The organism is Pseudomonas sp. 008 (assembly GCF_016861935.1).
In the GTDB taxonomy this organism is placed as follows: Bacteria; Pseudomonadota; Gammaproteobacteria; order Pseudomonadales; family Pseudomonadaceae; genus Aquipseudomonas.
In genome coordinates this window covers 75,560-99,198 of the sequence record NZ_BOMA01000014.1, presented here as the reverse complement: position 1 = coordinate 99,198, position 23,639 = coordinate 75,560, and the positions used below count along the sequence as shown (strand labels likewise).

Genomic DNA, 23,639 nt, shown 5'->3' with positions numbered 1-23,639 from the left:
CGAAGCGTCCCCAGCGTCAGTCCAGACAATCGTGTTGTCTGGATTTACGACTGCTTCGCAGCCGAACGGGGGCAAGCCCCCTCACCACAGGGATATCACTTGCCTGAAAGGGCATCTTCTGTCCGAAGAAAAGGCACCCCACCGTTAACCTTAAGTTACAAAACCTCCCTCCGATTTAGGCTATACAGAGGCAGCGCCAATAGTGGCTATCTGCTGTCTCTGCGCGCCTGCCAATAAAAATAAGAAATCAAAGGGAGACTTCACAGTGAAGAGCTTGCTCTATCCCGCCGTCGCGCTGATGAACCGCTTGAGCTTCGGCATGAAGTTCAGCCTGATCAGCGTGCTGTTCCTCGTCCCGATGCTGGTGACCAACTTCTATCTGGTGCGCGACTCCTATCGCGAATTCCAGGGCACTCGAGTCGAACTGCAGAGCCTCGACCTGCTGGGCAGCGGCCTGAACCTGCGTCGGGACCTGGAGACCCTGAACAACCTGGTGCAGATCAACGTCATCCTCGGCCAGTCCGGCAAGGCCAATCATGTCGAATCGACGATCAGTGCCCTGGAGCAAAGCGTCCTGAGCCGTTTGCAAGGGCTGGCGGCGATGACCACTGACCCGGAACAAATCACGTTTTTCGACGGCAAGCGCGACGAGATGATTGCCGCGTTCAAGGCCCAGCAAGCGGAAAACTCCCTGCAAAGCAAAAGTGCGCTGATCGGCAAGTTGCTCGGTAACGCGCAGATTTTCAGCCAGATCATCGCCAGTCAGGCCGGCCTGAGCCGCGACAGCCAGAGCGACATGCGTCAGCTGAGCGAACTCATTACCAACGTCACGCCGGCCGTCACCCAGACACTCGGCGAGGGCCGGGCGATGGGGTCTTACTCGTTGGGGCAGGGTTTTCTCAATTCGGCCTCGAGTACCCGATTCGATGAGTTGCTGGCGCAGATCGAGAAACTTCAGGCCGAATACGGCCTGAAGTTGAAGGATGCACTGGGCTCCAGTAAAGCCGCGCACGAAACCCTGGCGGCTCAGGCAGAAAGCAGCAAGGCCTCCCTGAAAAAGGCCAGTGAGCTGTTCGAAGAACAGGTGGTGATGGCCGACACCCTCGATGCGCCATGGCAGGCCTTTTTCGATCAGGTCACGGGCCTGATGGACCAGACCTATCAACTCAACGAAGCCACCCTGAAGTTTCTCGGTACCCAGTTGCAGCAGCGGCTGGAGCAGCACCGTACCCACATGGTTCTGCAGGCGGTGGCGCTGGCACTGGTGTTCGTGTTGATTTTTTACCTCTATGGCGGGTTCTACGCCTCGACCCGCACCACCCTCAAGCGTCTGGGCGCAGTGATGGACAAGGTGGCGGCCGGTGACATGACCGTGACCTTCAGCGCCAACAGCCGCGACGAACTGGGCGAGTTGGGTGAGGTGTTCACCGGTACCGTGAAGAAAATCCATGACCTGATCGAGCGAGTGGGGCAGACCGTCAGCGAGGTCGAGCGCCAGGCCGGGCAGGTCGAAAGCGTGTCCGCCCAGAGCAACCAGGCGGTGGCGGGGCAGCGTACACAGATCGAACAGGTCGCCACCGCGATGAACCAGATGTCGGCCACTTCCCTGGAGGTGGCGCGCAGTGCCTCTGCGGCGGTCAGCAGTGCTCACAGCGTCAATGACGAGACCATCAGCGGTCGCGGATTGGTGGAGTCCCAGCAGGGCAGCATCGCGGCACTGGCCAGCGAAATCGATCAGTCGGTGCGGGTGATCAATCAACTGGCCAGCGACAGTCAGTCCATCAGTCGTGTGCTGGAGGTGATCAAAAGCATTGCCGAACAGACCAACCTGCTGGCCCTCAATGCTGCCATCGAAGCCGCGCGAGCGGGTGAGCAGGGCCGTGGTTTTGCGGTGGTGGCGGACGAGGTGCGGACCCTGGCCAAGCGCACCCAGCAATCGACCGAAGAAATCGAGCAGATGATCGCCAAGTTGCACAGCGGTGTCGGTGCGGCGGTCAAGGCAATGGGCATCAGCCATCAGATGGCTAGTGGCACGGTCGGGCAGTCGGAAAAGGTTCAGCAGGCGCTGGAAAACATCCTCGGCGCCGTCGGCATGATCGTCGACCAGAATCAGCAGATCGCCGCTGCGGTAGAGCAGCAGACCGCTGTGGCTCACGACATCGACCAGAACATCGTCGAGATCAACCGCGCCGGGGAGCGGACCGCCGAAGGTGCGCACCAGACCGAGAATGCGAGCCGAGCACTGTCGGCGCAGGTGGTGGAGCTCAAGCAGTTGATCAGTGCGTTCCGGGTTTGATGCCACGAAGCAGTTCAAATGTGGGAATCAACGGATTACCAGTTGAACAGCTCACACGCATTGGCCGTACTGGCAGCGGCCAGACGTTCTGGGCTGATCGCCATCATGGCGGCCAGTGCCTCGCAGATCGCTGGCAAATGGGCCGGGCTGTTGCGTTGGCCGGGGAACATGGCGGGAGCCATGTCCGGTGAGTCGGTTTCCAGTACCACCGACTCAAGGGGCAAACCGGCGATCACCCGGTGCATGCGCAAGGCCTGCGGCCAGGTCGCGGCGCCGCCGAGGCCGAGTTTGAAACCGAGCTTGATGTATTCGCGAGCCTCTTCCTGGCTGCCGGCGAAGGCATGAATGATCCCCGCCCGTTTCAAGCGAAACCGTTTGAGTGTGGCGATCACCGCTGCGTGGCTGCGTCGCACATGAATCAATGCTGGAAGATTGAAGTCCGCCGCCAGTTGCAGTTGGGCGTCGAACAGCGTTTGCTGACGTTCACGATCCAGAGTTTCGATGAAGTAATCCAGACCGATCTCGCCCACCGCGCATAGCTGGCGATGGCCCGCTAACCGCGTCAGCCAGTCACCGAGCTCGGTCAAATCTTCAGGGCGATGCTCATCCAGATACACCGGGTGCAAACCAAACGCCGCGTGCAGATCGGGATCGCTTTGCACCAGCTCCCAGACCCGCTGCCAATTGGCCTGATACACCCCCAGCACCACCATCCGCCGCACGCCGAGCGCGCGGCTCTCGGCCAGCAACGCCTGACGATCCGGGTCGAAATCCGGAAAGTCCAGGTGAGTGTGGGTGTCGATCAGTTCCACGGTTCAGTCCTGAAGAATACGCTGCTTGAACGTCCGCGCGATGGCCTGCACGCCGGGCTGATAATCGGCCTGTTCGATGGCGGCCACTGCCAGTTCCAGGGCTTTGTCGGCGATCAGTTGATGCTGCTGGGCCATGGCGTTGACCGGCAGCGGCAGGAAGTCCAGCAACTGCGTATCACCGAAGGTGCCCAGGCGCAGCGGGCGGCTTTTCAGCGGGAAATCGTGCAAGGCATCGAACACGCCCTGAAGCAGCACGTAGGAGGTGGTCACCAGCGCATCCGGCAAATGGCCCAGGCGTTGGATCAATTCTTCCATCAGTTGTTTGCCGCACTCACGGCTGAACGACTCGCCGTGCTCGATCAGCGCCTCGCCTTTGAAACCGTTCAGCGCCTCCTTGAAGCCCGCTGCCCGCTCCTGGCTGATACTCAATTCAGGGCGTGCGCCGAGCAGCGCGATCTGTTTTGGCAGCGGGGTCAGCAGGCTGCGGGTCAGGTGCAGGCTGGCTTCGCGATCATCGCTGATCACCGAGCAGAAATGTTCGGGCTCCATCACCCGGTCGATGGCGATGATCGGAATGCCTTTGGCCTGCAACTGGCGATAGCTGTCGTCACCGGCTGGCAGGCAACTGGCGACGATCAGCGCATCGCAGCGGCGGGCGCGGAACAGTTGCAGCAATTGCCGTTCGCTGTCCGGCGCATCGTCGGAGCTGGCGATCAGCAGCTGATAGCCGCGCGCCCGGGCGCCTTGTTCCAGCAGTTTGGCGATTCGCGCGTAACTGGGGTTTTCCAGGTCCGGCAGAATGAAGCCCAGGGTGCGGGTGTGCCGACTGCGCAGCCCGGCGGCCTGCGGGTTGGGCGTGAAGCCATGTTGTTCGACCACTGCCCGCACGCGCTCGACAGTGGCGCTGCTGATGCGTTGCTGTTCGGCCTTGCCATTGATGACGTAACTGGCGGTGGTCACGGAGACACCGGCCAATTGTGCAATATCACTGAGTTTCAACCCGGTATTCCTTGTTTTTAGAGCGTGCCCCGACATTTTCGCCAATCCTACCCGATTGAGGCAGGCGACCATTGTCGCAGCACATCCGATAATTGGACTTCAAGGATGAGACATTATCGAGTAACGTGCCTAAGATTCTAGATTAAACGTTTCAGCAGGCGTATTTTCTACGTTATAGGTCGCTTTGGCCGGTTCTGCCGCGAAACCGCCAAAACTGCGTCTGAAAAGGTGTTCTCAAAACGCCTAAGCTGAATCAATCAAAACAATACCTGGCGTCACACGGCGCCAAAAAGGAGAAAGCATGCTCGAGCTCACCATAGAGCAGATATCCATGGGCCAGTCGGCTGTGGATAAAGCCACCGCCTTGCAATTGCTCGCTGACCGACTCGTGACCGATGGCCTGGTGGCCGACGGTTACCTCGCAGGCTTGCAGGCCCGGGAAGCCCAGGGCTCGACCTTTCTCGGCCAAGGTATTGCCATCCCCCATGGCACTCCCGAAACCCGCGATCAGGTATTCGCCACTGGCGTGCGGCTGATGCAGTTTCCTGACGGCGTGGACTGGGGCAATGGCCAGATCGTTTATCTGGCCATCGGTATCGCCGCCAAATCCGATGAACACCTGCGCCTGCTGCAACTGCTGACCCGTGCCCTCGGTGAAACCGACCTGGGCCAGGCCCTGCGCCGCGCCAGTTCCGCCGAAGCCTTGCTGAAATTGCTGCAAGGCGCGCCACAAGAGCTGGCACTGGACGCACAGATGATCGGCCTCGGCGTGTCCGCCGATGACTTCGAAGAGCTGGTTTGGCGCGGTGCCCGTTTGCTGCGTCAGGCCGATTGCGTGAGCAACGGTTTTGCCGGCGTCTTGCAGCAGGTCGAAGCGTTGCCGCTGGGCGATGGCTTGTGGTGGCTGCACAGCGAACAAACAGTGAAGCGTCCCGGCCTGGCGTTCATTACCCCGGACAAACCCATCCGCTACCTCGGTCAGCCACTGAGCGGGCTGTTCTGCCTGGCCAGCCTCGGTGAAGCCCATCAGGCGCTGCTCGAACGTCTTTGCGCGTTGCTGATTGAAGGTCGCGGCCATGAATTGGGCCGTGCCACCAGCAGCCGCGCGGTGCTGGAAGTCCTTGGCGGTGAAGTGCCGGCGGACTGGCCGAGCGCACGCATTGCCCTGGCCAACGCCCACGGTTTGCATGCGCGCCCGGCGAAGATCCTCGCGCAACTGGCGAAAAGTTTTGAAGGCGAGATCCGTATACGCATCGTCGATGGTCACGACAGCGCGGTGTCGGTGAAGAGTTTGAGCAAACTGCTCAGCCTTGGCGCCCGTCGCGGTCAGGTGCTGGAGCTCATCGCCGAACCGGTCATCGCCGCCGACGCCTTGCCGGCCTTGCTGGCGGCCATCGAAGAAGGCCTCGGTGAAGAAGTCGAGCCGCTGCCCGTGGTGAGCCAGCAGCGCGAAGTGCTCGTGGAGGTGGAGGTCGCCGAAACACTGCTCGCGCCAGCGTCCGGCAGCCTGATTCAGGCGATTGCCGCGGCACCGGGGATCGCCATCGGTCCGGCGCATATTCAAGTGCTGCAAGTCATCGATTACCCGCTGCGCGGTGAGTCCGCGGCCATCGAGCGCGAGCGTCTCAAGCAAGCGCTGGCCGATGTGCGTCGTGACATCGAAGGCCTGATCGAGCGCAGCAAGGCCAAAGCGATTCGCGAGATTTTCATCACCCATCAGGAAATGCTCGACGACCCGGAATTGACCGACGAAGTCGAAACCCGCCTCAAGCAAGGTGAAAGCGCCGAAGCGGCGTGGATGACGGTGATCGAAGCCGCTGCCAAACAACAGGAAGCGCTGCAGGACGCGTTGCTCGCCGAGCGTGCCGCCGACTTGCGCGACATTGGCCGTCGGGTGCTGGCGCATTTGTGTGGCGTCGAGACGCCTGCGGAGCCTGCGCAACCGTACATTCTGGTGATGGACGAAGTCGGCCCGTCGGATGTGGCGCGTCTTGATCCGACGCGCGTCGCCGGCATTCTCACCGCTCGCGGTGGTGCCACGGCCCACAGTGCGATTGTCGCCCGGGCCCTGGGTATTCCGGCACTGGTGGGCGCCGGCGCCGCCGTGTTGCTGCTGAAACCGGGCACGCCACTGTTGATCGATGGCCAACGCGGCCGCCTGCACGTGGACGCCGATGCCGCGACCTTGCAGCGCGCCACCGAAGAGCGCGACACCCGCGAACTGCGCCTCAAAGCCGCCGCCGAACAACGCCATCAACCGGCGCTGACCACCGACGGCCACCCTGTGGAAGTGTTCGCCAATATCGGTGAAAGCGCAGGTGTCACCAGCGCGGTGGAGCAGGGCGCCGAAGGCATTGGCCTGTTGCGCACCGAACTGATTTTCATGGCTCATTCACAAGCACCGGACGAGGCTACCCAGGAAGTCGAATACCGTCGTGTACTCGATGGCCTGGCCGGGCGACCGCTGGTGGTGCGCACCCTCGACGTCGGTGGCGACAAACCGCTGCCGTACTGGCCGATCGCCAAAGAAGAGAACCCGTTCCTCGGTGTGCGTGGCATTCGCCTGACCCTGCAACGTCCGCAGGTCATGGAAGCGCAATTGCGCGCCTTGCTGCGTGCGGCGGATAACCGTCCCTTGCGGATCATGTTCCCGATGGTCGGCAGCGTCGATGAGTGGCGCCAGGCTCGGGACATGACCGAACGTCTGCGTCTGGAAATCCCGGTCGCCGATCTGCAACTGGGGATCATGATCGAAGTGCCGTCGGCCGCCTTGCTGGCGCCGGTATTGGCCAAGGAAGTGGACTTCTTCAGCGTCGGCACCAACGACCTGACCCAGTACACCCTGGCCATCGACCGTGGTCACCCGACTTTGTCGGCCCAGGCTGACGGCTTGCACCCGGCGGTGCTGCAACTGATCGACATCACCGTGCGTGCGGCTCATGCTCATGGCAAGTGGGTCGGCGTGTGCGGTGAACTGGCGGCCGATCCGCTGGCGGTGCCGGTGCTGGTGGGCCTGGGTGTGGATGAGTTGAGCGTGTCGGGCCGCAGCATTGCCGAGGTCAAGGCGCGCATTCGCGAACTCAGCCTGACCCAGACTCAAACCCTTGCCCAACAGGCCCTGGCCGTGGGCAGCGCGAACGAAGTCCGCGCATTAGTGGAGGCGCTGTAATGGCCAAGATCTTAACCCTGACCCTCAACCCGGCGCTGGACCTTACCGTTCAATTGCCGATGCTTGTGCCCGGTCAGGTCAATCGCAGCGACGAAATGCACACCCACGCCGCCGGCAAAGGGGTGAACGTGGCGCAGGTGCTGGCCGACCTCGGGCATCAGCTGACCGTCAGCGGATTTCTCGGGGAAGACAACCTTCAGGCGTTCGAAACCCTGTTCGCCAAACGCGGCTTCACCGACGCGTTTATCCGCGTCCCCGGTGAGACCCGCAGCAATATCAAGCTGGCGGAAAACGATGGGCGCATCACCGACATCAACGGCCCGGGGCCGCGGGTCAGTGAAGCGGCGCAGCAGGCTTTGCTCGATCGGCTCGACCAGATTGCACCAGGGCATGACGCCGTCGTGGTGGCCGGTAGTTTGCCCCGTGGCGTGAGTGCCCAATGGTTGCGAGAGTTGATCCAGCGCTTGAAAAAACGCGGCTTGAACGTTGCGCTCGACACCAGCGGTGAAGCCTTGCGCGTCGGCCTGTCGGCTGGCCCGTGGCTGATCAAGCCCAACACCGAAGAGCTGGCTGAAGCACTGGATTGCGAAGTGGTTTCCGTGGGCGCCCAAGCCGAGGCCGCGAGCCGTTTGCATGCTCATGGCATCGAGCACGTGGTGATTTCCCACGGTGCCGACGGGGTGAACTGGTTCAGTGTCGGCTCGGCGATGCATGCCACACCGCCCAAGGTCAGCGTGGTCAGCACCGTCGGTGCGGGGGATTCGTTGCTGGCGGGCATGTTGCACGGCTTGCTCAGTGCCGATACGCCTGAACAGACCTTGCGTACCGCCACCGCGATTGCCGCCATGGCCGTGACTCAGATCGGTTTTGGCATCGGCGACGCCGCGCAACTGGCGCAGCTCGAACAGGGCGTGCGCGTGCGCCCCCTGACAGAACAATAAGAGGGTTTGCAATGAAATTAGCCATTGTTACGGCCTGCCCGAACGGCATGGTCACCAGTGTGCTGTGCGCTCGTCTGCTCGATGCAGCGGCCCAGCGTCAGGGCTGGAGCACCAGTGTCGAAGTCGTGGATGCAGCCCATCCGGAACGTCAATTGTCGGCGGCGATCATCGAGGCTGCCGAGTGGGTGTTGCTGGTCACCAGCGCGCCGGTGGATATGTCGCGCTTTGTCGGTAAACGTGTGTTCCAGAGCACCCCGGCCCAGGCCCTGCAAGATGTCGAAGCGGTGCTGCGCCGTGGGGTAGAGGAAGCCGAGGTTTACGTAGCGCCCGCAGCCACCGCTGAACCTGCCGCGGTTGCTAAACAGGCGCCACGCCTGGTGGCCGTCACCGCGTGCCCGACCGGTGTCGCCCACACCTTCATGGCCGCCGAAGCCTTGCAGCAAGCGGCCAAGCGTCTGGGTTACGACCTGCAAGTGGAAACCCAGGGCTCGGTCGGCGCACGCAATCCGCTTAGTGCAGAGGCGATTGCCGATGCTGATGTGGTGCTGCTGGCGGCAGACATCGAAGTTGCCACCGAGCGTTTCGCCGGCAAGAAAATCTACCGCTGCGGCACAGGCATCGCCCTGAAACAGGCCGAAGCGACGCTGAACAAAGCCCTGGCCGAAGGCAAGCAGGAAAGCGCTGCGACCGGCGCCAAAGGCCCGGCCAAGCAAGAGAAGACCGGTATCTACAAACACCTGCTGACCGGTGTCTCGTACATGTTGCCGATGGTGGTGGCGGGCGGTCTGATGATTGCCTTGTCCTTCGTGTTCGGCATCACCGCGTTCAAGGAGCAAGGCACGCTCGCAGCGGCGCTGATGCAGATCGGCGGCGAGAGCGCGTTCAAACTGATGGTGCCGCTGCTGGCGGGTTACATCGCCTACTCGATCGCTGACCGTCCGGGCCTGGCGCCGGGGATGATCGGTGGTTTGCTGGCGAGCACGCTCGGTGCCGGTTTCATCGGCGGTATCATCGCCGGTTTCATCGCTGGCTATGCGGCCCAGGCGATCAACCGTTATGCGCGCTTGCCGCAAAGTCTCGAGGCGCTGAAACCGATCCTGATCATTCCGTTGCTGGCGAGCCTGTTCACCGGTCTGGTGATGATCTACGTGGTTGGCAAACCGGTGGCCGGGATGCTCGCGGGGCTCACCCACTTCCTCGACAGCATGGGCACCACCAACGCGATACTGCTCGGTGTGCTGCTGGGCGGGATGATGTGCGTCGACCTCGGTGGGCCAATCAACAAGGCGGCTTACGCGTTTTCGGTGGGGTTGCTGGCATCGCAGAGTTATGCACCGATGGCCGCGACCATGGCCGCCGGCATGGTGCCGCCGATTGGCCTGGGCATCGCCACGTTGATTGCCCGGCGCAAGTTCGCCCAGACGGAACGCGAGGCCGGTAAAGCGGCGCTGGTGCTGGGGCTGTGCTTTATCTCCGAAGGGGCGATTCCGTTCGCGGCCAAAGACCCGCTGCGGGTGATTCCGGCGAGCATCGCCGGCGGCGCGCTGACCGGCGCGTTGTCGATGTACTTCGGCTGCAAACTCATGGCGCCGCACGGTGGATTGTTCGTGATGCTGATTCCGAATGCGATCAACCATGCGCTGTTGTATCTGCTGGCGATTGTGGCAGGGAGTCTGCTGACGGCGGTGGTGTATTCGGTGCTCAAGCGACCGGAAACAGTGGAACTGGCGCTGGAGCCGGCTAACGCTTAACAGCCAAAGATCGCAGCCTTTGGCAGCTCCGCTCAGAACAGTGTTCGACCGCGATATGGCGGCGTACATCGAGCCTGGAGCTGCTGGAGGCTCGGGCCGCGTTCGGACGATCTTTTCTGTGTCATACCTGATTCATGCGGCCATGCTTTAGTTTTCCTTTTTCAGGGAGAGCACCATGAGCGAATTCGACCTCGGCCGCCGTCGTGTCATACAAGCTGTCGGAGCCGGGCTGTTGCTGCCCGGTCTGGCGCCGGCGGTGATTGCATCGGTCAAGGATCGGCCGCAACTCACCGATGGTGTGCAGTCCGGCGACCTGTTGGGCGACCGGGCGATGATCTGGAGTCGTAGCGATCGCGCGGCGCGGATGGTGGTGGAATGGGACACGCGCAGCCTGTTCAGCAACCCTCGTCGATTCGTCTCGCCATTGGCCGATGCCGGTACCGATTTCACCGCTCGGGTCGAACTCACCGGCCTGCCTGCCGATCAGGCAATTTTCTACCGCGTGACGTTCGAAGACGCCCAGAGCGGTGTCGCCAGCGAACCGTGGTTCGGCCATCTGCGCAGTGTGCCCAGCGCTCGGCGGAATATTCGTTTCGTCTGGAGTGGCGACACGGTTGGCCAAGGCTTCGGCATCAACCCGGACATCGGCGGCATGCGCATCTACGAAGCCATGCGTTTGCGCCTGCCGGACTTTTTTATCCACAGCGGTGACACCATCTACGCCGACGGCCCGGTGCCGGCGCAACTGACCACCGAAAGCGGCCGGGTGTGGCGCAACATCACCAGCGAAGCCAAGAGCAAAGTCGCCGAAACCCTCGACGAGTATCGCGGCAATTACCGCTACAACCTGATGGACGAAAACGTCCGTCGCTTCAACGCCGAAGTGCCGCAGATCTGGCAGTGGGACGACCACGAAGTGGTGAACAACTGGTCGCCGGGCAAGCAACTGGATGATCGCTACAAGAGCAAAGATATCCACAGCCTGGTGGGCCGCGCACGGCAGGCCTGGCTGGAATATGCGCCGATGCGTTTGCAGAGCGCCGACGGTGGCGGGCGGATTTATCGCAAGCTGAGTTATGGGCCGATGCTCGATGTGTTCGTGCTCGACATGCGCAGCTACCGAGGTGCCAATGACGACAACCTTGGTGCCGCCAAACCGTTCCTCGGTCGAGAGCAATTGGATTGGCTCAAACGTGAATTGAAAGGCTCCCAGGCTCAATGGAAAGTCATCGCCGCCGACATGCCCATCGGCCTCGGCGTCCCGGACGGCGAAGTCAGCCCCGGTGTGGCGCGTTGGGAAGCGGTGGCCAACGGTGATCCGGGCCCGGCTCAAGGCCGTGAGCTGGAGATCGCTGAATTACTGGGTTTTCTGCGGGCGCAGCAGGTGCGCAATTTCGTTTGGCTGACGGCGGATGTGCATTACTGTGCGGCGCACCATTACCATCCTGATCGCGCGGCGTTCCAGGACTTCGAACCGTTCTGGGAATTTGTCGCGGGGCCGCTGAATGCGGGCAGCTTCGGGCCGAATGCGCTGGATAAAACCTTCGGCCCTGAGGTGGTGTTCCAGAAGGCTCCAGCGGCGCAGAACACCTCGCCGTTTGCCGGGTTTCAGTTTTTTGGCGAGGTGAATATCGATGGGCAGTCGGGTGAGTTGAGTGTCGTGCTGCGGGATCTGGATGGGGTGGGGGTGTTCGAGCGTAAGTTGCAGCCGGTTTGAGGGCCTGATCGATACGAAATCCTGTCGATGCGACCTGTGGCGAGGGGGCTTGTCGGAACGCCGCACCGTCCCGTTTGAGTGCGTAGCACTCACAAGATCGTTGATACATCAGAGATTTTGGGGCCGCTTCGCAGCCCAACGGGGGCAAGCCCCCTCGCCACAGGTCCCGCAGGGATCAACGGTGTCAGTAAACGTCGCGGCGGTAGCGGCCTTGTTCGATCAGGCGCTCGACTTCATCCGCGCCGAGGACTTCATTGAGCACTTGGTCCACTCCAGAAGCCATCCCCTGCAAACTGCCGCAGATGTAAATCACGGCGCCATCGGCCAACCATTTCTTCAGCTCGCCGGCAGACTCGCGCAGGCGATCCTGCACATAGATTTTCTCGGCCTGATCTCGGGAAAACGCCAGGTCCAGACGTGCCAGATCACCATTGATCAACCACTCTTCCAACTCAGCACGGCACAGAAAATCGTGCTCGCGATTACGCTCGCCAAACAGCAACCAGTGACGCTGCTGTCCGTCGGCAATCCGTGCCTTGAGCAAGCTGCGCAACCCGGCCAACCCGGTGCCGTTGCCCAGCAAGATCATCGGTACCGCCTCGTTCGGCAGATGGAAACCACTGTTGCGCCGCACCCGCAGGCTGATGTGGCCACCCACAGGGACGTGTTCGGTCAACCAGCCGGAACCGATGCCCAGGCTGCCGTTTGGGTGCAGTTCCTGACGCACGATCAATTCCAGCACGCCGTCGGCGGCGATCGAGGCGATGGAGTATTCACGCAGGGCCAGTGGCACCAACGCATTCACCAGCGCTTGCGCGTGCAGGCCGACCAGATGAGCGCGGTTCTCGGGCAGTTGGCGGCTGGCCAGGGCTTGTTCCAGAGACTGCGCCAGGCCATCGAGTTCAACCGCGGCCCGACCGTCAATTCCCAGGCCATCGAGGAAATGCTCGATCGCCCACGCACCATTGCGCGGCAGCACTTCCACCAGATCACCGGCCAGCCAACTGCTGGTGCTGGGAGCGGTGAGGCCGAGCAAGTACACGGGAGCACCGCTGCTGTCCGGGTTCATCAGCTCACGACGGGTCAGGGTCCAGTTGTCGTAGCTGGGCGCTTGCCAGGTGTCGACCGGCGCCTGACCCGTCAGCAGGCCGAGTTGCTGTTGCCAGTGACGCAGGGCGTAAGGGTCGCCACCGTCGACTTCAACCGGGGCGAACAAGGTCTTGCCGCCGTGCTCGCCCAGCCAGGTGTGCAAGCGACGGGCGAAGCCGCAGAAGTGTTGATACTGGCGGTCACCGAGGCCGAGCACGGCATAGTTCAGGCTTTCGAGGCTCGGTGCACGCCCCAGTACTTTGCGTTCGAAACCGCGGGCGCTGTCCGGCGCTTCGCCGTCGCCGAAGGTGCTGACCACAAACAGTGCGTTGCTGGAATCTCGCAGGTCCTGTTCGCTGACATCGGCCAACGGTTGAACCTTCACCGGTAATCCGGCGGCCTGCAATTGCCCGGCAGTTTGCCAGGCGAGCTGCTCGGCAAACCCGCTCTGGCTGGCGAAGCCGATCAGCCATGCTGGTGCGTCGCTACCCGGTTGCTCAAGGCCTTTACGGGCATCCTTGATCTGACGTTTCTTGCGTCGACGGTCCAGGTATAGCAACCAGCCTGTGACGAAAAACAGCGGCATGCTCAGCGCGGCGATGGTCAGGATGATCCGCCCGAGCAACCCGAAATAACTGCCGACGTGCAGTGCATAAATACTGGTCAGCAACTGCGCCTTGAGGCTCTTGTCGCTGTAACGGTCATGACGGCTGACGGCGCCGGTCACCGGATCGAGGGTGATCTGGTTCCGTGCCTGGTCGTGGGGTGAATCCTTCAGCAGGTAGAACACGGTTGCCGGTTGCCCGGCCACGGGCGGCATTCGAACGTTATAGGACGAAAGACCAGGACCGGCGGCGCTGTAGATGCTGCTCCACATCGCGGCGTAATCGGCGGTGGGGGCCGGGCCGCTTGGCGCAGGGCCGCGACCACTGCGAACCCGCTCGTTTTGCGGCGAGTCGGACAGCAGCCTGGTCAGCCCTTTGTTGTACCACTCGTACGACCAGGACAACCCGGTCAGTGCCGCCAAAAGGTAGAACACCAGGCACCAGGTACCGGCCACCGAGTGCAGGTCCCAGTTGAAGCTGCGACCCTTCTTCTTCCAGTCCAGCGTCAGCCAGGCGCGCCAGCTTTTCCACTGGCGCGGCCAGCGCAGGTACAGGCCGGACAGACAGAAGAACACCAGAATCAGCGTGCAGGCGCCGGTGATCTGCCGGCCGGTATCACCCATGGCGAGGAAGCGGTGCAGTTGCAGCATCAGACCGAAGAAGTCCTGGCCGGTGACGTCGCCCATGAACTCGGCGGTGTACGGGTCGAAATAACGCATCTGCCCGCGACGTTCGCCGGGCGGCGCTGTGAAGATCACCCGCGCAGCATTGCCGCTGTCGGTCTCGACCCAGAGCATCGAGACGATCTTGCCCGAAGCGCTTTCGATTTTCTCCACCAGTTCGGCCGGTGGCAGCACGCCGGCGATCTGCTTCTCGACGTGCAGCACAGAGGGGTTCAGCGTTCGCAGGATTTCATCCTGAAACGAGACTGCCGCCCCGGTAATGCCCATCAGGGCCAGGACCAGTCCGGCGCTGATGCCGAAAAACCAGTGCAACTGGAACAGGGATTTCTTCAACACGTCGCTCGCCTTGTTCGTTCAAAAGTCATCATCACGGCGCGCATTATGCCGTGAGTTGTCGAGAAGCATTCTTTTTTACACGCAAAAGCCCCGTTCACTTTGATGAACGGGGCTTTTACCTGAGCGCTTTGGTCTTCACGCTTCTGTTATCAGAAGTGGAAGTTGGCACTCAGCAGAGCAGTGCGGCCCGGCGCCACGTGGGCGTAGTGCGTCTGGAATACCTGGTCGAAGTAACGCTTGTCGGCCAGGTTTTGTACGTTGAGTTGCAGGTCGACGTTCTTGGTCAGGCGGTAGCTGGCCATCGCGTCGTAACGCCAGTAGGACGGAATCTCCACCGAGTTGGCGACGTTGCCGAACTGGGAATCGACGAAGGTCGCGCCGGCACCGACGGTCAACTTGTCCGGCACCAGGTCGTAGGTCGACCAGAACGTGAAGTTGTTTCGTGGGGTGCTTGGCATGTGGTTGCCTTCATCGGCGGCGAGGGTGGTTTTGACCACTTCGCTGTCCATGTAGGTGTAGCCGCCGAAGACTCGCCAGTTACGGGTCAGCTTGCCGGTGTAGGTCAGCTCCAGGCCATTGACCTGCTGTTCGCCGTCCAGCACTTGGGTGGTGCCGCCGTCCGGATCGTTGATACGCGCGTTGGTTTTCTCGGTGCGGAACAGCGCGGCGGTCAGCGACAGGTCGTCACCGAAGAAGTCCCACTTGGTGCCGATCTCGTAGTTGCGGTTCTTTTCCGGGTCCAGACTGCTGTTGTTCGCCGCCAGTTCCAGGCCACCGTTGCCGCTGGTTTCGCCGGCCGGGTTGCTGGACGTCGAGTAGGCGGCATAGATGCTGCCGTTTGGCAGCGGGTTGTAGACCACGCCGATCTGGTAGTTCACCAGGTCGCTGGTGTTCTGACGGGAGAAACTGCCCGCTGGTGCCGTGCTGCTGGCGTTGGCGAAGCCGCTGGATTCGACCTGGTAGTTGTCATAACGCAGGCCCAGGTTCAGGGACCATTGCTCGTTGAACTTCAGGGTGTCGAACACGTAGGCCGCGGCGGTCTTGGTGTCGGTGTCGGTGAAGGCTTTGCTGTCGGTGATCGTGCCGTTCCAGTTATCCCCAGGCGTCGGGTTATACAGGCTGGTGCAGTCGCCGGAGTTGAACAGGGCACGGTTGCACCGGGTGCCGCTGGCGCTGGAGGTCAGGAGGTACGGGCGGTTGTGGGTGTCCTGATAGGAAAACTCCAGACCGGTTACCAGGCTGTGCTCGATGGCGCCGGTGTTGAATTTGGCACTCAGGTCGGTCTGGTTGATCCAGCCGCTGGACGTCGAGTTACGGCTCTTCGCGCCACGGTAGACACTGCCGTTGGCCACGTTGCCCTTGCTGTCGTCAGGGTTGGTGACGATGTAGTCCAGGGTCGAACGGGACATGCGAAAGCTGTTCGACACGGTCAGGCTATCGTTCAGATCGTGTTCGAGCTTGATCGTGCCGCTGTCGTTGCTGGTCTGGCGATAGTCGCGACCGGTGAGGCCGTAGAAGTTGTCGCGGTTGACGTTGGCCGGCTTGTCGACGTTGTACTTGCTGCGGTTGGGGCTCAAGGTCAGCGGGATACCGTAGTCGGGCATGTCGTCGGTTTCGACGTGGTAGTAGCCGACGGTCAAGCGGGTGTCGGTGCCCAGGCCGAAGGCGAAGGACGGTGCCACGCCCCAGCGACTGACGTCCACGGCATCACGCCCGGCGACGTTGGCTTCGTGCTTCATCAGGTTCAGCCGGAACGCCGAGGTGTCGGTCATTTGCTGGTTCAGGTCGAGGGTGGTGCGCTTGGTCTGGTCCGAGCCCCAGGTGAAGCCGCCGTTGTAGGCATTGCCCAGCTTGGCTGTCTTGCTCACCAGGTTCAGGCTGCCACCGGTGGAACCGGCGCCGGTGAAGGCTGACCCCGGGCCTTTACTGACCTCGATCGACTCAACGTTGAAGATCTCGCGGCTCTGGGACGCCACGTCGCGCATGCCGTCGATGAACACATCGCTTTCGGCGTTGAAGCCGCGAATGATCGGACGATCGCCCGCCGGATTACCGCCCTCACCAGCACCAAAGGTGATGCCCGGGGTGGTGCGCAGGGCATCGACCAGGCTAGTGGCGCCGGTGTCGCGTATCACTTGTTGCGGGATCACGGTGACGCTTTTCGGCGTCTCGCGCAGTGGCGCGGTGTACTTCTTGGAGGCCGAGGTATCGGTCTTGTAGGAGGTGTCATCCTGCTCGCCTACAACGCTGGTGGCGTCCAGGGATATCGCATTGCCGGGTGCTTTTTCGTCGGTCTTCTCGGCCGCGAAAACCATGTGGCCCGCAGAACCGGCGGTGATCGCCACGCCAATTGCAGACGCGAGCAAACGCGGTGAACTGACCGTTGATTGTGGTTGTTGGCGTGACATGTGAATTCCCCTCCCCAAGGATTTGAGGTCGCGGAATGTAGAGTAAATACGTATCTGTATCAATTGCGAAGTATTGCTATTCGCGGCAAATTTACATTCTTTACAATTTGCCTTTACGGTTTTTGCGGGTTCATACGTCTCTTGGATTTTACATGTGTAATAAGAATCAATACTATTAACGCCCCTTTGCTTTCAGGTGTCTTTCCATGTTGTTGCACATTCCCGGCGTGTTCGCGAAAGAAGAAGTGCAGCGCATTCGCGAGGCCCTGGCGCAGGCGGATTGGGCCGATGGCAAAATTACCGCCGGTTATCAGTCGGCGAAGGCCAAGCACAATCTGCAACTGCCTGAAGGACATCCGTTGACCAAGGAAGTCGGTGCGGCGATGCTCGAACGGTTGTGGAAAAATCCGCAGTTCATGTCAGCGGCATTACCGCACAAGGTCTTCCCTCCGTTACTGAACTGTTACACGGCCGGTGGCAGTTTCGACTTCCACATCGACAACGCCGTGCGTCAGCCCAAGGGCAGCATCGAGCGGGTGCGCACCGACCTGTCGGCGACGCTGTTCTTCAGTGAGCCGGAGGATTACGACGGTGGCGAACTGGAAATCCAGGACACCTTCGGCACTCAGCGCGTGAAATTGCCGGCCGGCGATATGGTCCTGTATCCCGGCACCAGCCTGCACAAGGTCAACGCCGTCACGCGTGGAACCCGCTACGCATCGTTTTTCTGGACGCAAAGCCTGGTGCGTGAAGACAGCCAGCGCGCTTTGCTGTTCGAGATGGACGGGGCAATTCAGCTGCTGACCCAGGACTTGCCCGACCATCCTTCATTGATCCGCCTGACCGGTACTTACCACAACCTGTTGCGTCGCTGGGTCGAGGTATGAGTTATCAATTGCGCCGCGAGGAAGTCCTCGACGGTGATCGCCTCAAGGCCATGCTGGAGGAAAGCCCGGCGCGCGCAGCCCAGGCGATTCTGATCGCCGCCCGTGAAGGTGTGCTGGATGCCCAGGCCTTGCTGGGACAGATTTTGCTGGACGGGCGGGGTATCGAGCGGGATCAGCCGCTGGCGCGGCGCTGGTTCGAGATTGCGGCTCAGCGCGGGCACTTGATGGCGCGCAATATGCTCGGTCGTTGTCATGAGCATGGTTGGGGCTGTGTTGCCGATGCCTCGATAGCCGCGCGATATTATTGGATCGCAGCCGAAGCCGGGCTGGATTGGGCGATGTACAACTACGCCAACCTGCTGGCGACGGGGCGTGGGGTGATGGAAGATCAGTTGCAAGCGCTGAGGCTGTATCGGCAGGCGGCCGAACTGGGGCACGCGAAGTCTATGAATTTACTCGGCCGTTATTTGGAAGAAGGGCAGTTTTGTGAGGCCAGCCTTGTCGATGCTTTCGATTGGTATCGTCGTTCCGCAGAAGGTGGCGACTTCCGTGGACAATTCAGCTATGGCACTTGTTTGGTCGAAAGGGGGCAAATCGACCAAGCCTTGGTCTGGTTATATAAGGCGATATTGGCGGGTAATCCGAGCTTTCTACGAGGCGCAGCACAAACGTTGCGACAGTTCGGATTAACTGAACTGGCTGCAGCTTATCTGGACAAGTCCGAGAGTTTGAGCGACGGCTGTTGATCCAGAGTCTTTAAATCAAGGCAGTGTTTTCCGAGTTTGGTTCAACCCTCACGGCGCTTCGGCGTGTGAGGCTTTTGTCGTTTTTTCTAATAAGCTGTTATTGGGTTGTGCTGGATTTGTAAACTCTGATTGGTATTGTTTTTAATTGGTTTGCTGATGTGAATATTTTGACAGTCGTTCGGTAGTTGAATTAGTCTTTTTTCAGGCCATTGGAAGGCCTGATGTCAGGTGCATGTCACGTGTAAGTGAGTGCGTAGCTAGTGATCAAAGGAATGAATTCATGAGTTATGAGAAGTTACGAGATGAAGCGTTAAAAAAAGCCGACTATGAAAAAGTTTCCGAGTTGGCTGTAGCGTTACCGAAAGCGTTCGCACTTGCCTCGAAAGGGGGAGTGGATAATATGACTCGCAGTACCGGTTTGATATTAACCAAAGAGCAAATTATCAGCCTTAAAGAATACGTAGCCATCGGGTTGGCGTTTCCGGAAACCCTGGATGCTGTTATCGATTATCTGAATTATGGGCCTAACGATGATGGGGGGCGTGGGCTGAAGGCACAGGATTTTCTGTTGACGTTCCAGAATATACGCAGGCATGCCAGTTCATGGACACCACTGCGGCATCGAATCATGCTAACAGGCGAAGACCTGAAAAAGTTTGGCTCCAATATGCAGAGCTGGCGCAGCGGCATGGAGGCCGAGTGCAATAATGAGGCCGCCGTAAAATTGATTAAGGAGAACAATGTTAAAACGCTGGAGGATTTGAATAAGTTGAAACTTGGTTGGAAGGGTGTCTTTCCTGGTATTGAATTGGACCCGGGTACTGTCTCGGAGCTGGGTGAGTACCTGAAAGACATTCGTGACAGGATTGACGCTTATAAGAAGACAGCCAATGATATTAAGGCTGATTTGGATACCTTTGGCGATCAGCTTGAAAGTGTAGTGATTCCTGAAGTCAAGCGGAAACTGGTGTTGATCGGAAACAATCAGTACACCGGTGAGGTTGAAGCGCTTAATAAAAAAATTACCGAACGAGCACTGCGCATCGACGAGTTGGACTCCCAATATAAGGCGTTGGTGGTCAAATCCCTGGAGGCTGCGGCCGGCTTGAACATTTTTGGTCTGGGTATGGCCATCTATCACGGTGTGGAAGCTGAGAACATAAGGGCTACAAGACGTGCGGAAAATGAAGCACAAGATGCTGACCTTTTCAGTCTCAATAGCAAGGACAGAACGCTGGCTTCGTTGAAAGAGGTCGAGAAGGATTTACAGAATACCAAGCTGGTTGCTATTGATGCCGAAGTAGCAACAAATAATCTGAGGTATGTGTGGAACGTCATCGATTCGTACGTCAATGATTCCGAAGAAACCATGTCTGGAATAAAAGATGCCTTACGACTTGCGAGATTTATGACGAAGTTTGGACAGGTAGCCGATTCCTGGAAAGAAGTGGAGAGTGTGGCGGGCCAGCTGATTGATGTATTCGATCAAGCGGACAAGGAGTATCAGGCGAAATATGGAGTGAAAGTTATGGCTCGAAGGGTTGAGAGTTTTGCAGGTGTGTTTGAGCGTTATCCGCTCATCGATCTTAAGTTGTTGTCGCAGACCAAGAGCCAAATGCGTGACGATCGTGCGATTGCTGATGCCTTGTTTATTGTTTGGCAGTACCTTCCTAATGTGCACAAAAGTTTCGCGAGTTTGGTCGATAACGTGTTTATCAGTGCGCGTACGTTACAATCATCGGCGTTCAATAGTAAGAATGAACTTGAGAAAGCCCGTAAGACGCTGAGCGAGCTAAAATCCGAGTTAGAAGGCGAAGTCAGTGACGGGGTGGATCAAGAGACGATTAATTCCATCATGGAAGAGATTGACGGAACGATGAAAGAGGCGTCTGAGTCAGTCAAGAAAAACGCCAATAAGAGCAAAGACAGTCTCCGTAATATCTCGATTGTTTTTGATAGGCGCGTGATGCTCGATTTTGTTTCTGGTCTAAATAAGGACATTCAAACTGCCGAGCAGCGCCAGACAGATCTGCAGGCGGAACTGGCCAAGCGACGTGCTGACCTGAAAGTCGTCTCTGACGCTATTAGCGCAATCGAAAAAAACGGACTGGATGATCTGAGTAAAAATATCAATCTGACGATCGATAAACTGAAAGCTCTGGGCATGGCGCCTTCGGAAATTCAATTGGTCATGTTTGCCGTCGAGCAGTTACAAAAGTCTATCGGTGATATTGCTAAAGGCATCAGCTTTTCTTTTATGCTGGCGGAGAGCAAGAAGCTAAGCGCGAAAATTGCGGAGATACTCGGCAAGATTGCTATTGAAGTTACGCTTATTGAAGCGTCGAAAAAGAATGTTGAATTCATCGAAACTGTCAATTTAATTGATGATCAGAACAAGCTGTACTGTGCTGAATATGAGAAGGCGGTGGTGGCGTTTGATAAGTTCAATGCGGCGGTCGATAACAACTCTATTCCTGCTGATGAGCGCGTGTTGCAGTTTTTAGACGAGGTTAAAGCCTTCACGCTATTTCTTGCTCCGCTTTGCGAACCTAATCCTTGAATCAACCGGCCACAATGATAGCGCCAAGCTATCGTTGATTGAAGTTCGGCTGTGTGATGTTGGCAAGCCGCGGCTTGCTGGCATCTTTATTTAATGTATTAAGGATTTTTTTTCGGTGCGCGATTATCTGTTGGAAGAGAGGAACTTTACCGCTCTCAAAGAGTACATAGATTTTTTAGACAATCTCCCGCCAGTGCTAAGGGAAATTCAAGGCTTTACCGAATCTTACAGTCGGCAGCATGCGATATTGACACCGCCCAATTCCAGGATGTTGATACAAACAGCCAAGGGGAATACGAATGCCTGGCAGGGCATTAGAATCGCGATACCGACGATGGGTGAGGTGAGTGGGAAGGCGGTACTCGATACTCGGACGTTTATTGAGGAGTTTCACAGCTTGAGCAAAACCTTCGTGGATCGTCGACTCAAGATCAACTCACTCGATATCAAAGGGTTCAGTCTGACCCGTTCCTCGGGGTGGGGGAATGCACCTCCCAAGGACGTGATTGACCTGATGCGTGAACTCTGGAATCGGCTGAATCAATGTGAAAGCGCAATCATGAGGTTTAGGAGTGCGGTCACAGCAATTGGTGAAACATTGCACAGCATTTTTGTTCGGTTTATCGAGTCCTTGACGTTGGCCTTGTGCAGTTGTGACGCTCCGATACCGAAAATCGAGGCGTATTACACGATTCGAAAGTTAGGGCTGCCAGGCATGCAATACGATCCTGAACTTGGACATTCTGAACAGGCGCGGCTAGAGCAAGCGCGCGACCACGTTACTCGATTGAAGAACATGCGTATCAGAGCTAACAGTGCCGTGGATAATCTCACTGACTTTTGCTATCGACTTCAATATTTTCTCGCCGACGCGCGATCCGAGTTACAGGCTAACCACCCTGCGCGGTCCCTTTCTCGTTCAGGGACGGGGCTGACAATGACTGACAGGTCGCTTGTGGAGGTCAAGGAGATGTCTGGACAGCTAATGAAGATGTCGCGCAAGCTCAACCAATAAAAAAAGCCCATGACTCGTCATGGGCTTTTTAGTTGTCACGCTGGCAGGTTAAATCCAGCAAAGGCCTTTAAACGTAAAACGACTTCAGCGGCGGGAAGCCATTGAACTCAACGGCGCTGTAGCTGGTGGTGTACGCGCCGGTCGACAGCCAGTACAAACGATCACCGATCGCCAGGTTCAGCGGCAAACCGTACTTGTAGTTTTCGTACATGATGTCGGCGCTGTCGCAGGTCGGGCCGGCGATGACCACTTCTTCCATCTCGCCTTTCTTCTCGGTCCAGATCGGGAACTTGATGGCTTCGTCCATGGTTTCGATCAGGCCGGAGAACTTGCCCACATCCGTGTACACCCAACGCTCTACAGCGGTACGGGATTTACGCGCCACCAGTACCACTTCGCTGACCAGAATGCCGGCGTTGGCAATCAGCGAACGGCCCGGCTCCAGGATGATTTCCGGCAGGTCGTCGCCGAAGTCTTCCTTCAGGAAACGGATGATTTCTTCAGCGTAGGTTTCCAGGCTGTTGGTACGGGTGATGTAGTTGGCCGGGAAGCCGCCACCCATGTTGATCAGCTTCAGGTGGATGCCGTCTTCTTCTTTCAGACGTTCGAAGATCACTTTGACCTTGGCGATTGCCGCGTCCCAGACGCTGATGTCGCGCTGCTGCGAACCGACGTGGAACGAGATGCCGTATGGCACCAGGCCCAGGTCACGAGCGAGGATCAGCAGGTCCATGGCCATGTCGGTCTGGCAGCCGAACTTGCGCGACAAAGGCCAGTCGGCAGTGGTCGAGCCTTCAGTCAGGATACGCACGTAGACTTTCGAGCCCGGAGCGGCCTTGGCGATGTTGCGCAGGTCGGCTTCGGAGTCGGTGGCGTACAGGCGAACGCCTTTTTCGTAGAAGTAACGAATGTCTTTGGATTTCTTGATGGTGTTGCCGTAGCTGATCTGGTCGGCGCTGACGCCACGGCTCAGCACTTTGTCCAGCTCATAGATCGAGGCGATGTCGAAGCTCGAGCCTTTCTCTTTGAGCAGGTCGATGATTTCCACGGCCGGGTTGGCCTTGACCGCGTAGTAGACCTTGGCAAATTCGAAACCGGCACGCAGGTCGTCATAAGCCTGGGCGATCATCGCGGTGTCGATCACCACGAACGGGGTTTCTTGTTTGTCGGCGAAGGCCTTCATTTTCTGGAAGGTTTCGCGCGCGAAATAGTCTTCGACGTTGATCGACATGCTGGGAACTCCTACTGGCAAACTGAAATTATCAATGGGTGCAAATGAACGCCCTCCGTATCCCCACTTTGGTTCGCCTACTTCCCAAGGCATGTCGCCGAAAGCAAAAAGGCCATGGGAGGCGGTGCTTCCCTTGGCCTTGCTGTCTCGTCGTCAGTACTTGAGCCGGATGGATCGTTTCCAGCATGGACGTTCGGCGCGAACTTTAGGGCGTGAGGGGCTTGAGATCAACAAAAAATGTCGCGTTTTTGCACGCTTCCGTCGTGCGGTCCCTGACAGCTACTGATGTAACCGACCTGCGTGACAGTGTGATGTTCCCCGAATGAGGAGTTTTGGAGGGATTTGCATTGCCTTTGTGGCGAGGGGGCTTGCCCCCGTTCGGCTGCGTAGCAGT

The 23,639-nt window shown here is 58.8% G+C and carries 14 protein-coding genes and 1 pseudogene; 10 read left to right on the top strand and 5 right to left on the bottom strand.

Features of this window, described 5'->3' with window-relative positions:
* Window positions 1-298: 298 nt before the first annotated feature.
* Together JUI81_RS32300 and JUI81_RS32295 are read left to right on the top strand one after the other, a co-directional pair.
* Window positions 299-1,390 (top strand): annotated as a pseudogene (locus JUI81_RS32300) (methyl-accepting chemotaxis protein); the annotation flags it as partial.
* On the top strand, window positions 1,367-2,296 hold the full coding sequence (locus JUI81_RS32295; RefSeq protein ID WP_374707274.1) for a methyl-accepting chemotaxis protein: 930 nt from the start codon (window positions 1,367-1,369) through the stop codon (window positions 2,294-2,296). The pseudogene JUI81_RS32300 and the gene JUI81_RS32295, both read left to right, overlap by 24 nt.
* 35 nt (window positions 2,297-2,331) lie before the next feature.
* On the opposite strand, the gene JUI81_RS24850 is transcribed toward JUI81_RS32295, so the two are convergent.
* Together JUI81_RS24850 and cra are read right to left on the bottom strand one after the other, a co-directional pair.
* A complete protein-coding gene (locus JUI81_RS24850; RefSeq protein ID WP_204125245.1) occupies window positions 2,332-3,108 on the bottom strand; it encodes a TatD family hydrolase in 777 nt (258 codons plus the stop codon).
* A 3-nt stretch (window positions 3,109-3,111) separates the two neighbouring features.
* Window positions 3,112-4,107 carry a catabolite repressor/activator gene (gene cra, locus JUI81_RS24845; protein ID WP_064616145.1) on the bottom strand — a complete coding sequence of 332 codons (996 nt, stop codon included), beginning with the start codon at window positions 4,105-4,107 and terminating at the stop codon, window positions 3,112-3,114.
* Window positions 4,108-4,408: 301 nt separating this feature from the next.
* Between cra and ptsP the strand changes: the two genes are divergently transcribed.
* The 4 genes from ptsP to JUI81_RS24825 all read left to right on the top strand — a co-directional run bounded on the left by ptsP (window position 4,409) and on the right by JUI81_RS24825 (window position 11,685).
* Window positions 4,409-7,276, top strand: a complete 2,868-nt coding sequence (gene ptsP, locus JUI81_RS24840; RefSeq protein ID WP_204125244.1) for a phosphoenolpyruvate--protein phosphotransferase — start codon at window positions 4,409-4,411, stop codon at window positions 7,274-7,276.
* Window positions 7,276-8,217, top strand: a complete 942-nt coding sequence (pfkB, locus tag JUI81_RS24835) for a 1-phosphofructokinase (RefSeq protein WP_019582440.1) — start codon at window positions 7,276-7,278, stop codon at window positions 8,215-8,217. Before ptsP ends, pfkB begins: the two co-directional genes overlap by 1 nt.
* 11 nt (window positions 8,218-8,228) lie before the next feature.
* On the top strand, window positions 8,229-9,968 hold the full coding sequence (locus JUI81_RS24830; protein ID WP_019582439.1) for a PTS fructose-like transporter subunit IIB: 1,740 nt from the start codon (window positions 8,229-8,231) through the stop codon (window positions 9,966-9,968).
* Window positions 9,969-10,143: 175 nt separating this feature from the next.
* Window positions 10,144-11,685, top strand: coding sequence for an alkaline phosphatase (locus JUI81_RS24825; protein WP_019582438.1), 1,542 nt, complete (start codon window positions 10,144-10,146; stop codon window positions 11,683-11,685).
* 184 nt (window positions 11,686-11,869) lie between these two features.
* Here the strand turns inward: JUI81_RS24825 and JUI81_RS24820 are convergent, their stop codons facing one another.
* Both JUI81_RS24820 and JUI81_RS24815 read right to left on the bottom strand, forming a co-directional pair.
* Window positions 11,870-14,398, bottom strand: coding sequence for a sulfite reductase flavoprotein subunit alpha (locus JUI81_RS24820; RefSeq protein ID WP_019582437.1), 2,529 nt, complete (start codon window positions 14,396-14,398; stop codon window positions 11,870-11,872).
* Window positions 14,399-14,547: 149 nt separating this feature from the next.
* On the bottom strand, window positions 14,548-16,806 hold the full coding sequence (locus JUI81_RS24815) for a TonB-dependent siderophore receptor (RefSeq protein ID WP_204125243.1): 2,259 nt from the start codon (window positions 16,804-16,806) through the stop codon (window positions 14,548-14,550).
* Window positions 16,807-17,012: 206 nt separating this feature from the next.
* Here JUI81_RS24815 and JUI81_RS24810 point away from each other — a divergent pair, with 206 nt between their 5' ends.
* The 4 genes from JUI81_RS24810 (at window position 17,013) to JUI81_RS24795 (ending at window position 22,014) form a co-directional block, all read left to right on the top strand.
* Entirely contained in the window at window positions 17,013-17,693 is a 681-nt protein-coding gene (locus tag JUI81_RS24810; RefSeq protein ID WP_204125242.1) for a Fe2+-dependent dioxygenase, read from the top strand.
* Window positions 17,690-18,439, top strand: a complete 750-nt coding sequence (locus JUI81_RS24805) for a tetratricopeptide repeat protein (RefSeq protein WP_028939902.1) — start codon at window positions 17,690-17,692, stop codon at window positions 18,437-18,439. The genes JUI81_RS24810 and JUI81_RS24805 overlap by 4 nt, the downstream gene beginning before the upstream one ends.
* A 280-nt stretch (window positions 18,440-18,719) precedes the next feature.
* Window positions 18,720-20,999 carry an alpha-xenorhabdolysin family binary toxin subunit A gene (locus tag JUI81_RS24800; protein ID WP_204125241.1) on the top strand — a complete coding sequence of 760 codons (2,280 nt, stop codon included), beginning with the start codon at window positions 18,720-18,722 and terminating at the stop codon, window positions 20,997-20,999.
* Between the two features lie 115 nt (window positions 21,000-21,114).
* Window positions 21,115-22,014 carry a hypothetical protein gene (locus tag JUI81_RS24795; protein WP_019582432.1) on the top strand — a complete coding sequence of 300 codons (900 nt, stop codon included), beginning with the start codon at window positions 21,115-21,117 and terminating at the stop codon, window positions 22,012-22,014.
* A gap of 67 nt (window positions 22,015-22,081) precedes the next feature.
* Here JUI81_RS24795 and JUI81_RS24790 read toward each other — a convergent pair whose 3' ends face one another.
* Window positions 22,082-23,245: a type III PLP-dependent enzyme gene (locus JUI81_RS24790; RefSeq protein WP_019582431.1), complete on the bottom strand. Its 1,164-nt coding sequence runs from the start codon at window positions 23,243-23,245 to the stop codon at window positions 22,082-22,084.
* Window positions 23,246-23,639 lie beyond the last annotated feature (394 nt).

Excerpts from the sequence above, each read along its gene's own strand:
- JUI81_RS32295 (WP_374707274.1), top strand. The coding sequence starts at position 1,367 with ATGACCGTGACCTTCAGCGCCAACAGCCGCGACGAACTGGGCGAGTTG.
- ptsP (WP_204125244.1), top strand. The coding sequence starts at position 4,409 with ATGCTCGAGCTCACCATAGAGCAGATATCCATGGGCCAGTCGGCTGTG.
- pfkB (WP_019582440.1), top strand. The coding sequence starts at position 7,276 with ATGGCCAAGATCTTAACCCTGACCCTCAACCCGGCGCTGGACCTTACC.
- JUI81_RS24830 (WP_019582439.1), top strand. The coding sequence starts at position 8,229 with ATGAAATTAGCCATTGTTACGGCCTGCCCGAACGGCATGGTCACCAGT.
- JUI81_RS24825 (WP_019582438.1), top strand. The coding sequence starts at position 10,144 with ATGAGCGAATTCGACCTCGGCCGCCGTCGTGTCATACAAGCTGTCGGA.
- JUI81_RS24815 (WP_204125243.1), bottom strand. The coding sequence starts at position 16,806 with ATGTCACGCCAACAACCACAATCAACGGTCAGTTCACCGCGTTTGCTC.
- JUI81_RS24810 (WP_204125242.1), top strand. The coding sequence starts at position 17,013 with ATGTTGTTGCACATTCCCGGCGTGTTCGCGAAAGAAGAAGTGCAGCGC.
- JUI81_RS24805 (WP_028939902.1), top strand. The coding sequence starts at position 17,690 with ATGAGTTATCAATTGCGCCGCGAGGAAGTCCTCGACGGTGATCGCCTC.
- JUI81_RS24800 (WP_204125241.1), top strand. The coding sequence starts at position 18,720 with ATGAGTTATGAGAAGTTACGAGATGAAGCGTTAAAAAAAGCCGACTAT.
- JUI81_RS24790 (WP_019582431.1), bottom strand. The coding sequence starts at position 23,245 with ATGTCGATCAACGTCGAAGACTATTTCGCGCGCGAAACCTTCCAGAAA.